Genomic DNA, 15,833 nt, shown 5'->3' on the forward strand with positions numbered 1-15,833 from the left:
CCGTTGAACTGCCCGCCCCGCTGAACCGCCCACCCATCCCGACCCAGGAGATCACCATGACCGTCGACCAGAACACCCTGCGCCGCCGGGGCGTCGGCCTGATCGCCCACGACCCCGCACGCAGTGACGGCGGCTACACCCTCTACACGCCGATCACCAGCGCCGGCGAGATCCACCTCGTGGACATCGAGGGCCGCACCGCCCACACCTGGAACTCCCCGCACCCGCCCGGCCGCCACGCCCAACTCCTCCCGAACGGGAACCTCTTCTACGCGGCCAAGGACACCGCCGGCCCGACCCTCTTCCCCATCTGGGACGTCTACCACGGCGGCATCTTCCAGGAACTGGCCCCCGACTCCACGGTGATCCGGGAGGTCCGGCACCCCTTCCACCACCACGACGCCTCGATCCTGCGCAACGGCAACCTGATCATCACGGTCGTGGAACCTCTGGACCCGGCCGACGCCGCCCGCGTCCGCGGCGGCATCCCCGGCTCCGAGGCACCGGGCGGCGTGGTCTACGGGGACGTGGTGTACGAGCTGACCTGGGACGGCGAGGAGGTGTGGCGCTGGGCCGCCATCGACCACCTCGACCCCGAGGAGTACCCGCTCGATCCGCACTTCGCCCGTGAGCACTGGCCCATGGCCAACACCGTCAACGAGAGCGCCGACGGCTCGATCGTGCTCGGCTTCCGCAGCGCGTCCACCGCCGTGGCCGTCGACCGCGCCAACGGCTCCGTGCTGTGGCGGATCGGCCCCGACACCCTGGCGCAGCAGCACCACCCGCACGAGCTGCCGAGCGGCAACATCCTGGTCTTCGACAACGGCTCCTACCGCGACACGACCTCCGTGCCGTACTCGCGGGTGCTGGAACTCGATCCGCACACCGGCAAGCAGGTGTGGTCGTACGAGGACAACCCGCCGCAGAACTTCTACAGCCCGTACATGTCCAGCGCGCAGCGCCTCCCCAACGGCAACACCTTCATCGCCGAAGGCTCCTTCGGGCGGCTCTTCGAGGTGACCCCCGGCGGGGACGTGGTGTGGGAGTTCGTGGTGCCGCAGTTCCGGTCCTTCGGAGAAGGCGTGGGCCTGGAATCCTCGGCCGGCGCCCAGAACTCCGTCTTCCGCGCCTACCGCTACTCGGCCGAACAACTCCCCTGGCTGTGACACCCGCGCCGCCGGCACCCGGCCGCCCGGCACGGTCCGGGCGCCGGACCCTCGCAGCACGCACTGTCACGCGTAGTCGCGCCGGGCGGCCTGGGTCGGAGGAGGACGAGCTCGCAGGAGCGATTGCGGATGGCAGTGATGCCGCGACGGGTGGCACGCGGAAAGGCACAGCAGGGTGCTACGGCAGGCATCCGGCAGCGTGGCCGGGCGGCGAAGTCCGGTCATCCGGTGTGGTGTTCAAGCCGTGTACCGCCCGCGTGCCTGCACGACGCCCCCGCAACCGTAACCGTGGGTGCCAGAATGGCCGACGCTCCGTCAGTGATCCGCACATCCAGCGCCGCTCCGGACCGTGAGGTCGGGGGCCGGCGGCCATGCTTGTGGGAGGGGAACAAGTGGCATCACAGGAATCCCTGCTCAAGACGTACGGGGACCGGTCGTACCTGCACGTGACGATGGCCCGGCACCAGGGGACGACGATCGCGTTCGCGATGGATGCGTCCCGCCGGATCGTCTACTCGGTGCTGGACCTGGCCGGGCCGCAGGCCAAGGGCGGCGCGGACACCGCGTACTGGAGCGACAACCCGGCCGAGGTGGTGTTCCCCCGGGAGCTGGCCGAGGTGGGGTACGCAGTGGTCGGCGCGACGGCGATGCCGACGGTCAAGCGCGGCGGGGCCGAGGCGGCTGTCGACGAGCGGCCCACGGCCGCGGAGACCGACCCGTTCCTGTCCACCACCGCGCGGCTGACGGCGGACGCCCCGTTCCACGTGATCTCCGACGGCACGTACGTGGTGGTGTTACGGCAGTCGGTCGGCGAGACGCACCCCGATGCGGTGTACAAGCTGACCGGCGGAGGCTGCTCGGGCAGCGCGTCCCGCACGGACTACATGCTGAGCGGCGGCAAGAAGGTGCCGCTGGTGCGCGACACCCTGCTGTGCGACCGGTTCCTGCTGGTGGACGGCAAGCTCAAGCCCGTGCTGGAGGTCCGCTACAAGCGCAGCCGGCACGCCACCCGTCCCGAGTCGGCCAAGGACAGCCTGGGCACCGAGGACATGGAGGGCAGGCCGTTCCACGAGCCGACCCAGGAGCTGTCCTTCGTCCGGCACCTGACCCAGGGCCGTTTCGCCGCCGTGCTGGTGCCCACCGCGATCAGCGGCGTGCAGCGCTGGCAGCTGTTCGCCCACAACGACGCCACCGGGCGGGTCGACTCCTTCAGCGTCGAGCAGGGCACCCAGGGCCTGTTCAACACCCGGGGCACCCGTTTCTACACCAGCCCCGACCCGCTGTACCGCGACGCGGTGTTCGAGCGCAGCCCGGGCAACTGCCCGTTCACCGGACGCGAGCTGGTGCCGGTCACGGGCACCGAGGGGCGTGCGGAGACCGCGATGCGGCTGAACGGCACCGACGCCCACCTCGACCTGGGCGATCCGGCGGCTCTGCGGTTCGGCGGCAGGGCGTACTCGATCGAGGCCTGGGTCAAACCCGCCTCCTACGACGGCCCGGTGCTGGCCAGGAGCGGGGAGTACCTGCTGGCGGTGGACGCCGCCGGCCTGGTGAGCCTCACCCACCAGGGCGCGCCGTCGCCGCTGCTGTCCACCGAGTCGGTCCCGACGGACGCCTACACCCACATCGCCGCCACCTTCGACGGCACCACCGCGAAGCTGTACGTCAACGGCAGGCCGGCCGGCAGCGGGGCGCTGCCGTTCACCCCGGCCACCGGCGTGCACACCCTGGTCGGCAAGCACTCCTCCGGCGGTGCGGACAGGCTTTTCAAGGGCGACGTCGACGAGCTCCGGATCTGGGACCGGGTGCGTTCCGCCGCCGAGCTCACCGAGGACATGAGCTACCGGCTGATCGGCAACGAGCCGGGACTGCTGGCCTACTACCGGTTCGACGAGGGCACGGGGAGCACCGCGAACGACCAGACCGACCGGGCGTTGCACGGCACGCTCGGCGGCGGCGTGCAGTGGACCGGCTCGGACGCCCCGGTCGGCGACCACCCCGGGGTGCGGCGCGACAGCTTCGTCCTCAAGGGGCGCTCGGTGGTGTCCGGCATGTCAGCCGTGCTGTACCACCAGCAGGAGAACGTGGTCGCCGGGTACCGCCCCGACCCCAAGCCCGCCAAGCGGCAGGCCCGGGTGCTGCTGGCGTTCGCCGCCAGATACGGTCAGAACCCGTGTCTGGCGAGCCTGGACTTCGCGGTCGGCCGCGACGGCCGGCTGGCCCAGGCGCCGGACGTGCTGGACCCGGCGGTGCTCAAGCGGCCGACGAAGGGCCAGGACTCGGAGCAGGTCAGCGCCCTGCAGCAGCTGATCAAGCGGCTGGAGCCGGAGGTCGCGTCCCTTCAGTCGGAGATAACCCGGCTGGCCGGCACCGCGGGCAGGGTGGCCGAGTACCAGGCGGAAGTCGACCGGCTGAAGCCGGGCTTCGACGACCTGGAGCGGCGATACCGTGCCGAGAAGGACCTGGTCACCTCCTGGGTCTACAGCCTGGAGCTCAGGACACCGCGCCAGTTGGCCAGCGGCCACCTGGCGCAGTCGCTCTTCGCCATCCTCACCTCGGAGTACGAGGCCGGGGTGCAGTTCGTCCCCCCCAACGGCCCCCGGACGACCTGGTGGTTGGACGACACCGGCCAGAGCCAGAACGGCCGGCCCTGCTACTTCCTGGTCGCCCGCGAGCGCAATCGGGACCTGCGCGTCACCGGCAACTCGACGTCCGAGACCGCCCGGCTGAGCACGATCGTCCGCGAACCCGGCAACGTCAGCGCGCAGTTCCAGCTGATCGCCGAGGGCGAGTACGTCCGCATCGTCAACCGCGGGAGCCGGCTCGCGATCGGTTTGCCCTCCACGTACCAGTTACCCCACCTGGTCCAGTCGAGCGAATGCCTCACAGCGGACTCGGGCCTGTTCAAGATGACGCGCCTGTCCATGCGCTCGGGTGTGGACGTGGCGTACCTCGCGGCCAAGGAGAAGCTGGACGCAGCGCGCCAGCTCCTCCAGGAGGCGCGCACGGCCCAACAGCGGGTCGCCGAACTGCAGCTCGTGCTGGCCGCCAAGCAGGCCGAACTCAAGGACGCCCGGGACCAGCTGGCCCGCCTGTCGACCGCCCTGCAGGGGGACGACGACCTGACGGTGGCGATGCCGCTGCTGGCGGTGGACTCCACCGGTCTGAGCCTGTCCGGCGGCCTGCTCGAATTCGCCCGGGGCACCGACCGGCCCGCACTGCTGGACAGCGGCACCGGCAACGTCGTGCTGTACTTCCGCGGCGCCGAGAACCAGTTCTTCGCCGTGTACTACGACACCGCCGTCGTCCGCGGTGCCCAGACCCTCGCCGGGGACGGCGGCACGCTCACCTTCGTCGCCCGCGACCCGGCCGTTCCCCTGGACAGCGCCACCATCAAGGTCGCCGACGGCGACGCGCCCGGCCGCTGCGACCTGACCGTCACCGTCGGCTCCGACACCGAGACCTGGCGGTCGCTGCCGCGCAAGGCCGACCTGATGGCCGCCGCCCTGGCCGGGAGCCCCGGCCGGCCGGTGACGGTCGGCGCGGTCGCCCGGGTGACGGGCAGAAATGTGGAGCTGACCGGGGCCACCACCGTGCCGGTCCCGGCCAAGGCCCACCTCGTGATCGGCGGCACCGGCTACGCCGCGGAGGCCGACAACCCCACCGGCGCCAAGACGCTCACCCTCACGACGGCGGGCACCGCGATCAGGCCCGGCGACAAGGTCAGCCTGGTCGGCTACGACTGGGCCCGGGCGGAGTCCACCCGGGCCGCAGTCCTGCTGTCCGCCGGCTCCCGCCTGATCGGGCTCACCCCGGGCGGCGTCGACTCCGTCCCCAACGGCACGGCCAAGGCGACGATCACCGGGCGCGGCTGCCGCTGGCGGGCCGAGATGCCCGGGCGGGCCTTCCTGTTCGACGGCAAGGAGCAGTACCTGACCCTGCCCGCCGGCCAGGCGCCTGGCGTCGCCCTCACCGGCGACCTGACCATGGAGGCCTGGGTCAACCCCGAGTCCGGGCAGGGCCGGGTCATCCACGCCGGCGCGAACGGATCGGGCTACTCCCTCGCGCTCGCCCCCGTCGCCCTCCCGGCCTGGCAGTTCGTCGGTGGCACCAAGGCCGAGCTGACTCCCTCGCTCGACCTGGCGAACCGGGACTTCACCATCGAGCTGTGGGCCAAGCGCAACCAGTCCCGGGGCCGCGTCGAGCCGCTGCTGTTCCACGGCGCGACGGACGGCCGGGTCGACCAGTCCCTGCACCTGTGGGTCCACCCCGACGAGACCCTCTACTTCTCGCTGTACCGCGACGACCTGAAGACCACCCAGGCCTACCCGGACCTGGAATGGCACCACTGGGCCGCGGTGTACAAGAACGCCACCCGCGAGCAGATCCTCTACCGGGACGGCGTCGAGGTCGGCCGCCGCATCTCCAACGGGGCCTACACCGGCAACGGCCCGCTGATCCTGGGCCACTTCCCCTTCAACGGCGACTACCTCGACGGCCGGATCGACGAGGTCCGCGTATTCGGGCGGGCCCGCACCCAGCAGGAGATCTCCGCCGAGCGCCACCAACGGCTCTCCGGCCGGGAGCCCGGGCTGCTCGGGTACTGGACCTTCACCGGGCCGAGCGGCCCGGCCTCACCGATCAAGGGCTACCAGGTGGTGGCCCGGGTCGGCGACCGGGTGGTGCGCTCGGCGGAGCGTTTCCCGTGCAACGAATGGGCGCACCTCGCCGCCACCTTCACCCAGTCCTGGGCCCTGAGCCTGAACGGCGGCGCGGGCCTGTCGGTGGCACCGCAGAACTCGCTGGACGTCCTGGAGGACCTCACCATCGAGACGTTCGTCCGGATCGACAAGCTCGGCGCCCCGATGGGCCTGCTCGCCAAGGGCGCGGTGGTCGACGGCGGCCGGGACGGCGTCCCGTACCAGTTGGGCATCCTGGCCGACGGCCGGGTGGAGTTCGCCTTCGCCGAGGCCGACGGCAAGGCGGTCCGGCACACCTCCGACCGGCCCGTGACGGCCGGCGCCTTCCAGCGGGTGACCGTGGTGCGGCAGCGCCGCAAGCCCGACACCTCCGCCACCGCCCAGGCGAACCCGAGCAGCCAGCCCGAACACGACATCCGCTTCTACCTGGACGGCGCAGCCGCCGGCAGCCACCTGTACAGCGGCCCTGGTGCACAGTCCAACTCCAGCGAGCTGGAGCTCGGCCGTGGGCTGCACGGCGTCCTGTGCGAGGTGCGGCTGTGGAACTCCGCACGGCCGGCCGTGCAGCTCGGGCAGCCGGTCACCTCGCGCGAGAAGGGACTGCTGGCACGCTGGCCCTTCAACGAGAACGCCGGGAACGTCACCGTCGACGTCTCCGGCTCCTTCCCGGCCAAGCTGCGCGGCGCCCGCTGGACCCGCGACGTCGACCCCACGGCCAGCCCGCTGCGGCTGTACCGCAACGGCGAGCCGCTGTCCGGGGGCCCCGTGACCGCGCAGGACACCGCCTCCTGGGGCGATGCCCAGTTCACCCTGGGCGCCCGCCTGGAAGGGGGCAAACCGACGGAGCCGCTGACCGGAACGCTGGAGGAGGTGCGGATCTGGCGCACCGTCCGCACCCAGGAGCAGATCAGCGACAACCTGTTCACCCGTCTGCGCGAGAACAAGCAGGACCTGCTCGGCTACTGGCCCTTCGACCGGGACTCCACCGAGCCCGGCACCACCTCGGTGCGCGACGAGGGCCTGCGCGGCAACCACCTGTCCTTCTCCGCGAAGCGGCCCCGCGTCCTGCTCTCCACCGCCCCCGTGTCCACCGACACCGCCCAGGTCCGCTCGGCCCTCGCCGACGTCCGCACCCCCTTCCACGACACCATCGCCGGCGCCCCCGGCGCCACCGAGTACGCCGACCTCCAGTACGACGCGAAGGGCGAGACGCTCGGCGTGCTCAAGCGCTGCTACGGCTTCGTCCGCGACGGCCGCTGGCACCTGGTCACCGGCTACAAGGTGGGCGACCTGACCACCGAGTGGGTCGGCCAGGCCCAGTTCGACCCGCAACTCGTGGGCTACATCGAGGGCGCCCCGCCGGTGCCCTCGGAGAACCTCACCGACAAGGCCGACGGCTACGCCGCCGCCTCCTCGGTGGAGTTCGCCGAGGCCAACCAGGTGGTGCGGAGCCTGTCCTCCAGCAAGACCCGCAGCGTCAACGCCGCCTTCGGCTTCGCGGTGGGTGCCGAGACCGATGCCAGCGTCCTGTCGATCACCGCTCCGGCCGGCTTCGGCATCGCGACCCCGCTCGCCGAGGCCCAGTTGAAGGTCGGCCTGACGGGCCGCCTGGAGTTCTCCAACACCTGGAGCGAGGACACCAAGGTCAGCCAGGGAACCAACACCGCCCGCAAGGCCAAGCTGGCCCTGACGGGCTACACCGAGGACGCCGCCAAGGTGCTGAACTCCGCCATCGGCCGCCGGTACGTGCCCGCCAACACCGGCATGGCGCTCGTGCAGTCCCAGACCGCCGACGTCTTCGCGCTGCGGCTGGCGCACACCGGCGCCCTGGTCGCCTACCGGATGCTGCCCAACCCGGACATCCCGCTGGACTGGAACCTCATCCACTTCCCGATCAACCCCCGCTACACCAAGCAGGGCACCTTGGACGGCGCGGTCGGCTTCGACGACCGCGGCAAGGTCACCGACCCCGACTACCCCACCGCCATCGGCTACGGCGAGTACAGCTACTTCAAGCCGCGGGACGCCTACGCGCTCAAGCGCCGGATCACCCGCGACCAGCAACGGCTGCACGCCTTCTACGAATCGGTCTCGACCGAGACCCACCGTGCGGACCCGACCCAGGGGCAGGCCAAGGCGCTCCTGCGCTCGATGGGCGTGTCCGTCGAGCAGCAGGAGACCGGGCGCAGCACCGCCGGCAGCGCCGCCGCAACCGGCTTCTCGCACCGGGACCTGGCCAACACCTACGTCTGGACGGCCCAGGGCGGCTTCTTCGCCGAGACCACCGAGGCCACCGACGCCGTCAGCGAGACCACCTCCGGCTCCTACGCGCTCAACGGCAGTCTCGGCGGCACCTACGGGGGCAACTTCGGTGTCACCGGTGTGAACTTCTACGGCCAGCTCGAGGCCTCCGTGGGCGGCGGTTTCAGCGTCACCCGGGCCAAGGGCAAGGACGCCTCCCGCAGCTTCGGCCTCGACGTCCAGTGCGCACCCTCGGGAGACCTGCAGCGCCGCGACAAGGACGGCAAGCCCGTCTACGACGCGGCGGGCAAGCCCGTCCTGGTGCCGGGCAAGGTGGACGCCTACCGCTTCCTCACCTTCTACCTCGGCGAGAACAGCGCCAACTTCGACGACTTCTACCACAAGGTCGTCGACCCCACCTGGCTGTCGGGCAGCGACGCCCCCGACGCCGCCGCCCTGCGGCAGACCCGCCAGAGCTCCGCGAAACCCCCGTGCTGGCGGATCCTGCACCGCGTCACCTACGTCAGCCGGGTGCTCGCACCCGTCCCGCCGCCCGGAGCGCCGCCGCTGGAGAAGGCGATGCGCGCCGAGAACATCGACAGCAACTACGAGCTGATCAAGCGCCTCGAACCGTACGTCCGCCCCGCCGCCACCAGCACCGGCGCCCTCGCCACCGCCACCCGCGCGGCCCTGGCCGCCCAACTGCCCGAACTCCTCCCGCACGCCATCGAGATCACCGACTACCTCAGCCGCTACTTCGGCATGGAGAACTGACCCCCGGCCTGGCCCTCCGGCACCCCGGAGGGCCAGGCGCAGCAGACGGCTGCCGCCCACCCCACACCCGCCGCGGGGATCCCCTTGGAAGTGACCATCTGGACTAGATGGCCGTGACGTTGGCTGCGGACGGGCCCTTCTGCCCGTCCTGGATCTCGAACTCGACGTTCTGTCCTTCGGTGAGGGTCTTGAAGCCGTTGCCCTGGATCGCGGAGAAGTGGACGAAGACGTCCTTGCTGCCGTCAGCGGGCGTGATGAATCCGAACCCCTTCGATTCGTTGAACCACTTCACTTGGCCTTTGAGCTTCGACATGTGCACTCCTTCGGTCGTGCTGACGAGTAGGTGGCCGGGGTCAGGGGAGGGTGAGGCCGGTGGTGCCGTCGAGGGCGGTGACCTCGCCGGTGAGGGCTCCGTTGTTGGCCAGTCCGGCGCCGCCGCCGGGGCGTCCGGGGCCGCCGTTGCCTCCCAGGAGGGTGCCGGCGGGCAGGGTCGGGCCGGTGACGACGAGCTGGTCGTTGTTGCCGTGGCCGCCGTTGCCGCCTTCCTCGCCCTGGTGACCGGCCCGGCCTCCGTTGGCGCCCCGGATGTCCACGGTCCCGGTGACCTGGGTGACTCCGTCGGTGCCGTGGCCTCCGTTGCCGCCTTCGCCGGAGGCGCTGGCGTTCCCGCCCCGCCCGCCGCTGATCACCGCCCGGTTGTCCGGGTTGCCGAGCAGGTAGATCTCGCTGTTGCTGCCGTCACCGCCCGCTCCGCCGTCGGCGTCCCAGTTGGCGGGCGACATCGCGCTGCCGCCGGGGCCGCCGCCGGCGATGACGGTGCCCTGGGCGGTGATGTTGCCGTCGTTGCCGATGCCGCCGGTGCCGCCGTCTCCCCTCTTGATCCCTCCCTCGCCTCCGCTGCCGCCGATGACGGTGATGTGGTCGATGCCGCCTCCGCCGAGGATGGTCCGGTTGTTGCCGTCCCCGCCGTTCCCGCCGCGATCGGTCACGTATCCGTCGTCGCCGTCGCCGCCCCTGACGAAGATGGTGTCGTTGCCGGGGCCGCCGTCGATGGTCCCGTCGTTGCCGATCTGGCCGTTGCCGCTCGGGGTGCCCGACGAGGTCTCGCCCAGGACGATGATCGTGTCGTTCCCGGCCCCGGCTTCGACGGACGTACCACGCACGACGCCTTCTCCGCAGCGGATCGTGTCGTCACCGCTGGTGCCGTGGATCGTCGTCCCCGACACCTCGACGAAGTTGACGGTGCAGGTGATCGACGGGGCGGCCGACGCCTGGCCGGGTATCGCGACGACCATGCCGCATGCGGCAGCCAGGGCGGCGGTGGCGGAGAGCGTGGCCCTCCACGACACGGAGCAGACGGACGGACGGTACACAGACATCGGATCTCCCCAAGACGCCAGCTCTGCGGGCAGGATCATCAGGAGAACCGCCCGCGCGACCGGGTTCACCCCCATCGCGTGATCATCTCTCCCCTGCAGGAGTCCGCCTACTCCGGCGGCTGGAACCTTTGGCCGAAGAAGATCGACTCACGGGGCTGTCGGCCCATGTGATCGCCGAACTCATCGCCGAGGTAGGTCCGTTGTGGCATGAACGGCACCGGGAAAGACTGGATTCCAGGCCACGGCAGCGGGCCGTCGCGCTGGTGCAAAGCACCGGCTGGTCTTCGTCGACCGGCTCCTGGCCACGCTCGTTCACCTTCGCCACGGTGCTACTCATGACGTGCTGGCCTGCTGGTTCGGCGTTGACCGTTCCACGATCACCGGGGCGATCGGCGAGGTGCGGCCCCTGCTCGCAGCCCGTGGTTGCACCATCGCGGCCGGCATCCGGCTCCGCACCCTCGCCGAGGTCATCGAACACCTTGGCGCCAGCGGGCAGACCGGGATCATCGACGGCACCGAGATCCGGGTCCGCAGGCCCTCCGCTGGCCGCAAGGACCGGGAGAAGTTCATCTCCGGCAAGAACAAGCAGAACGGGGTCAAGGCCATGGTCCTCACTGATGCCGGCGGCAGGCTCCTGTTCTGCAGTCCAGCCCAGCCAGCGAGCTGTGCCGACATCAGCCACGCCCGGCAGTTAGGCCTGGTCAAGCACCTGGCTAGCGGCCCAGCCGTGGAGATCCTTGCCGATGCCGGCTACCAGGGCCTGGGCGCCCAGACCGGCGGCCGCGTGGTGACACCACCGCACCGCAAGTTCAAGAAGAACCCACCGGAGTGGTACGAGGAGATCTACCAGCGCCAGCGCAAGGCGCACTCGTCACGCCGGATCCGCGTCGAGCACGGCATCGCACACCTCAAGAACTGGCGAGCACTCGCTCGCCACCACGGCCGTCGCGAGCACATGAGCGACACGATCCAAGCCATCGCCGGACTGCTCTCACACCAGCAGACCGCCACCCGCGGGGCCCGTCAGCCACAGTGACCACCGGACCGACCTGCACCCTTCGACGCGTCACCGCCAACCATGCACGAGCTCGTTAGTCGGCGCGAGCCGCTGACAAGACCCGGCGTCCGTGGCACGTTGGATCCTGTCACGGGCCGCGGGCAGGGCCGCGGGCCGTACACGATGGAGGGGGAGCCGTTCCATGCCCAAATTCGCCGCGTCCGCCGAAGAAGCCGACCAGGACCTGCGGGAGTACTGCGAGTCCATCGGGTTCGACCCCGAGTGGGTCGCCCCCGAGAAGTGGGCCTCGTCGGTCTCCATCGCCCAGCAGAAGCAGTACGGCTTCGAGGAGGCCCACAAGACCATCGACAGCGACAAGGACGAGCTCCGCAAGGACGCCGCCGCCAAGGCCCGCAAGGCCAAGCTCGCCGGCGACGCCGCCGGACTGATCGCCGCCCTCAAGGTCCACTACGCCCTCAAGGACTCGCTGGTCCGCGAGATCATCGATCAGTGCGCCGCCACCTACCTCGGGGGCGAGCGGGTCAACCTCGGCCTCGGCGGCAAGCCGATGGACCGTGAGACCTACTCCGAGCTGCGCAAGGAATGGCGGGCCGCCTCGGCCCTCGCCACCGGAGGCGTCTTCTCCGACTTCGTCAGCCACGACCCCCAGGACAAGGCCGCCCTCGGCAAGGGCGCCGTCGGCGCCACGCTCGCGCGCCGCGGGGTGCAGGGGAACCTGCTCATGCGCATCAACGGCGTCCGCTTCAACATGCACATCGACATAGCGGACTGACCCCCACCCGGCGGCCGGGCCAACGGACCCACGGGGCTCCGCCCCCACCCCGGAAACCCGGCCGCTCCGCCCTCGGACCCCTTCTCCGTCGTGCAGCATTCGCACGCCCCGGGCGGCACACGGCTGCTGCTCGTGCAGCAGGACCGACCTCACCGGTGCAGTGGTCACTCGCCCGTCCGGTGACCAACGCAGGCACCCGGCCGGCAGCGAGACCTGGATCGCCGAGGAGGACCGGCCGACCTCGGGCCCGCCGCCCCTTGGCACCCGGGACGGCAACTTCACCTTGATCGACATCGCCGGCGGCAACAACCTGCAGCTCTATGTCTGCCCTTCTTCTCCTTGTCACCCCCACTTCGAACTGGTCCAAGGAGCTCGCGCAAAATCCTTCGCGCCGACACCTACGCCACCGATCGACACCGCGATCGATACTCCGGTCAGCGACCTTGGCCCACTGCCGGAGATCCCCATGACGGTCCCTGGCCCAGACGCCGTCGGGCGGCCTTTCAGACGTCGCCACGCACCGGAAGGGGACGGACGACGGCCGTGGGCCGTCGCAGGGCGTCGTTCTCGGTCGCCAACTGCCGGATCATCTCCGCGTGGACCTCCACCGTCCTCGGTCAGCGCCGCGGGCCGGACCGCCGGGGGCCGGCCGTCGGGGGCCGGCCGTCGGATATGTGGAAGACGCCGCTGCTGCGGGCGATCCGCTGCTCGTCGGCCGGACTCGACGCCGCGAGGCTGCCGTGCTCAGGAAGATCGCCGTCGTGCTGACGGCCGCCCGCGCTCAGCGCACCCACCATTCCGGCCACGGCCGCGGAGCCGGGCACCACCGCAGTCAAGTACAGGGACTGCCCGGCCTCCGTCTGGGCCGGGGGCGACACCAGCTGCCACACGGCCTACACCGGCTCCAAGTGGTACACCGGCGACTGGGTCGCCCTCCACTTCCGCGGGGACACCACCGCCTGGGCCAACGGATACACACCGAACAACGTCGACTTCGAAATCATCGTGACCAACGGCAGCACCTGGGCGTACTCACCCTGGAAACGCGGAGGCACCGGAGTCGGCACCTCCGCAGCCCCCATCCAGACCGGTGCGGACAACTGGGGCATGCTCAGGTACGCCAACGGCTACCAGTTCTCCGTGTACATCGGCACGCAGCCCACGGCCGCACCTGCGGACCGGGCCGCACTCCGACGTACGCGGCTTTGTCCTCTTCCTCGCCGGGTAGGAAGGCCCTCTCGCATGCCTTGTTCCGACCCTGACCCCGTGCTGCGTCGCCCCGGGCCGTCGGTCCCGATCGGATCGTCGCCCGGCTCGGATCGGGCGGCATGGGCGAGGTGTTCCTCGCGGCAGACGAACGGCGACCGCCGCGGCGAACCTTCGTCGCGCTGAAGACCGTGCACGGTGACCTCCCGGACGACGAGGGATTCCGCTCCCGCTTCCGGCGGGAGATCGAGAGCGGGCGGGCCGTGTCCGGCCGGTACGCGGCGCGGCTCATCGACGGCGACGCGGACGGCGCACCCCCGTGGCTGGCCAGCGAGTACGTGCCGGGACCGAACCTGGAGGAAGTAGTCCGCGGCGCCGGTCCGCTGCCGGAGTCGGCGGTGCGCGCCCTGGACCGCGGTCTCGTCGCAGCCCTGCGCTCGATCCATCATGCGCGGGTCCTGCACCGTGACCTGAAGCCCGCGAACGTGCTCCTCACGAAGGCCGGGCCCAAGGTCATCGACTTCGGCATCGCCCGTGCCTTCGGCGCGAGCACCATGACCGCCACCGGAAGGATCGTCGGGTCGCCGGGGTTCATGTCACCCGAGCACGTGGCGGGCAGCCAGCACGTCGTCGCCGCCTCGGACGTCTTCTGCCTCGCCTCGCTGCTCTGTTACGCGGCGACGGGACGCAGCCCGTACGGCGACGGCTCCGTTGCCGCCGTCCTGTTCCGCATCGCGCGGGCCGAGGCCAACCTGACGGGGCCGACCGCCCCGGGCAGTCCCCTGGTGCTCGAACTGCCCGCCGAGAGAAGAGTCGTGCGGGTCCACGACGCGCCCTACAACAGGCTTTCCGAGCTGACGACGGTGACCGGCCATCTCGGAACCAGGTGTGCCGGGCTTGAACCTGCCCACCGGCCCCTGACGGTCACAGAGCCCACGGCGGTGGACCCGTGAACCTCCTCCTTCCCTCCTGGAGCAGGTCGAGTATCCCGCTCAGATGCGCCTCCTCCGCCGTCCGGGGGTCACCGGCCAGCAGCCGATCGGCCAGCAACGCCGCCTGTACGACCGGGCCCTCGTCCGTGACCGGCAGCTTCACGGCGAACTCCTCGGCCTGCCGCCACCCCCCGTCCGAGTCCCGCTCGTTCCGCTCGAAGACGACCAGCACGCCGGACTCGCTCGGCGCCCACACGTCGTAGACCTCGCACGACCACCGGGCCAGCCAGTCGATCCGGGCCCGTAGGGCCTCCCTCAGCAGCCGGGCGACGGTATCGGCCGGAATCTCCCAGCCGAAATCCCGCGAGGCGCGCTCCAGTTCGGCGTCGTACGCGGCGGCGTCGAACCGGCACTCCGGCAGGACCGGGTCACCCCCCTCGCCGGGCCGCCAGCGCCACACCACGGTGCCGCCGTCCCGCCGCACGGTCAGCATCTGCCCGTCGTGGCAGCCGCACCATTTCTCGGCGAAATCCAACGTGCGCGGCTCGTCTCCGGCCGCCAACGGGCCGCCCGGGACCAGCCAGACGCGGGGGTCACCGCACTGGACGCCGTCTTCAAGGTCCTCGTAGGCGGCCTCGATGACGTCCACGCCGTCGATCAGCGGGCGGATCTCCATGTCGTCGAGCGGCTCCTCCGTGTAGCGGGCGTTCTTGACGTGCAAGCGCAGGGTGTTCAGCGAAGTGGCCATTCGCCCAGCGTGCGGCGGCCCCCGCCGTCATGTCATCCGCTTTTGCACTGGAACAGGGCCACGGTGTGGGCCGAGCGCCACTGCTTGGTCCTCGACGAACTGGGCGCCTCACGAACAAGAACCGCTACCAGAGCTGGCTCTGGTACTCGGTCTCGACCGCCTGGCCGGTCCGTGTCCGACCGCCCCCTCCTGCCCCACACTCCGGCGCCGCGACACCACGGCGGCACCATCCCACCCGAGCGAGGTCACCCCGTGAGAGCAAGTACCGGCGCAGCCGCCGTCCTGGCAGCCCAGGGCGCCACCCTGATCGCGGCCCCGGCCGCCCATGCAGACCCGACAAACGGCTCTGCGCAGCACATCCGCAACGAGCAGACCGGCCGCTGTCTCGACTCCGACCAGGACGGCAAGGTCTACACCAAGCCCTGCACGGCCAACAACAGCTACCAGCAGTGGTACACGACCTACCTCAACGGCACCGACTACTACCTGACCATCAAGAACACGGCCACCGGCATGTGCCTGACCCAGGTGAGCGCCGAGACCGTCGGCACCATGTCCTGCTCCGACGGCTACTTCAAGCCCCAGCGATGGGGCATGTTCGACTACGGGCGCGCCAACCAGCTGCGCATCGACCAGTCCCTCGACTCGGACGACCGGGGCAACGTCTGCATGAAGGACGGTACCCGCGACAACCGCTACCAGAGCTCGATCTTCGCCTTCCCCAGGTAGTGCCGCGACGAGGGCACCCGCCCTGGGGGACGGAACCGCATCCCGCAAGCACCGCGACCCGGCCGGGCCCCGGCTGCCGTCAAGCCCTGCGGGGCCGGAAACCGCCGGATCGTCCTGCCGGTCACCGCCCGGGTGCGCCCTGCCTGGCCTGCGGGGGCCGAGGACCTG

General features: G+C 70.9%; 10 protein-coding genes. 6 read left to right on the forward strand and 4 right to left on the reverse strand.

What is annotated here, in order from left to right:
* Nucleotides 1-56 precede the first annotated feature (56 nt).
* Nucleotides 57-1,166, forward strand: a complete 1,110-nt coding sequence (locus tag OG764_RS37535; protein WP_328972809.1) for an aryl-sulfate sulfotransferase — start codon at nucleotides 57-59, stop codon at nucleotides 1,164-1,166.
* A 392-nt stretch (nucleotides 1,167-1,558) separates the two neighbouring features.
* Nucleotides 1,559-8,881 carry a LamG domain-containing protein gene (locus OG764_RS37540; RefSeq protein ID WP_328972810.1) on the forward strand — a complete coding sequence of 2,441 codons (7,323 nt, stop codon included), beginning with the start codon at nucleotides 1,559-1,561 and terminating at the stop codon, nucleotides 8,879-8,881.
* A 103-nt stretch (nucleotides 8,882-8,984) separates the two neighbouring features.
* Here the strand turns inward: OG764_RS37540 and cspE are convergent, their stop codons facing one another.
* Nucleotides 8,985-9,194, reverse strand: coding sequence for a transcription antiterminator/RNA stability regulator CspE (gene cspE / locus OG764_RS37545; protein ID WP_328972811.1), 210 nt, complete (start codon nucleotides 9,192-9,194; stop codon nucleotides 8,985-8,987).
* Nucleotides 9,195-9,234: 40 nt separating this feature from the next.
* The gene (locus OG764_RS37550; RefSeq protein ID WP_328972812.1) at nucleotides 9,235-10,260 is read right to left on the reverse strand and encodes a hypothetical protein; all 1,026 of its coding nucleotides are present in this window, start codon (nucleotides 10,258-10,260) and stop codon (nucleotides 9,235-9,237) included.
* A gap of 298 nt (nucleotides 10,261-10,558) precedes the next feature.
* Between OG764_RS37550 and OG764_RS37555 the strand changes: the two genes are divergently transcribed.
* Together OG764_RS37555 and OG764_RS37560 are read left to right on the forward strand one after the other, a co-directional pair.
* A complete protein-coding gene (locus OG764_RS37555; protein WP_328973295.1) occupies nucleotides 10,559-11,296 on the forward strand; it encodes a transposase family protein in 738 nt (245 codons plus the stop codon).
* Between the two features lie 163 nt (nucleotides 11,297-11,459).
* Complete coding sequence (locus OG764_RS37560) at nucleotides 11,460-12,050, forward strand: hypothetical protein (protein WP_328972813.1); 591 nt, start codon at nucleotides 11,460-11,462, stop codon at nucleotides 12,048-12,050.
* A 617-nt stretch (nucleotides 12,051-12,667) separates the two neighbouring features.
* On the opposite strand, the gene OG764_RS37565 is transcribed toward OG764_RS37560, so the two are convergent.
* The gene (locus OG764_RS37565) at nucleotides 12,668-12,940 is read right to left on the reverse strand and encodes a hypothetical protein (RefSeq protein ID WP_328972814.1); all 273 of its coding nucleotides are present in this window, start codon (nucleotides 12,938-12,940) and stop codon (nucleotides 12,668-12,670) included.
* 411 nt (nucleotides 12,941-13,351) lie between these two features.
* Here OG764_RS37565 and OG764_RS37570 point away from each other — a divergent pair, with 411 nt between their 5' ends.
* Nucleotides 13,352-14,209, forward strand: coding sequence for a serine/threonine-protein kinase (locus OG764_RS37570; RefSeq protein WP_328973296.1), 858 nt, complete (start codon nucleotides 13,352-13,354; stop codon nucleotides 14,207-14,209).
* Here OG764_RS37570 and OG764_RS37575 read toward each other — a convergent pair.
* A complete protein-coding gene (locus OG764_RS37575; protein WP_328972815.1) occupies nucleotides 14,181-14,936 on the reverse strand; it encodes a hypothetical protein in 756 nt (251 codons plus the stop codon). The two genes, OG764_RS37570 and OG764_RS37575, sit on opposite strands and share 29 nt — an antisense overlap.
* Before the next feature lie 252 nt (nucleotides 14,937-15,188).
* Between OG764_RS37575 and OG764_RS37580 the strand changes: the two genes are divergently transcribed.
* Complete coding sequence (locus OG764_RS37580) at nucleotides 15,189-15,665, forward strand: RICIN domain-containing protein (RefSeq protein ID WP_328972816.1); 477 nt, start codon at nucleotides 15,189-15,191, stop codon at nucleotides 15,663-15,665.
* The last annotated feature ends 168 nt before the right edge of the window (nucleotides 15,666-15,833 follow it).

Source organism: Streptomyces sp. NBC_00239, from assembly GCF_036194065.1.
In the GTDB taxonomy this organism is placed as follows: domain Bacteria; phylum Actinomycetota; class Actinomycetes; order Streptomycetales; family Streptomycetaceae; genus Streptomyces.

Coding starts and splice junctions, on each gene's coding strand:
- OG764_RS37575 (WP_328972815.1), bottom strand. CDS start 14,936: ATGGCCACTTCGCTGAACACCCTGCGCTTGCACGTCAAGAACGCCCGC.
- OG764_RS37560 (WP_328972813.1), top strand. CDS start 11,460: ATGCCCAAATTCGCCGCGTCCGCCGAAGAAGCCGACCAGGACCTGCGG.
- cspE (WP_328972811.1), bottom strand. CDS start 9,194: ATGTCGAAGCTCAAAGGCCAAGTGAAGTGGTTCAACGAATCGAAGGGG.
- OG764_RS37535 (WP_328972809.1), top strand. CDS start 57: ATGACCGTCGACCAGAACACCCTGCGCCGCCGGGGCGTCGGCCTGATC.
- OG764_RS37550 (WP_328972812.1), bottom strand. CDS start 10,260: ATGTCTGTGTACCGTCCGTCCGTCTGCTCCGTGTCGTGGAGGGCCACG.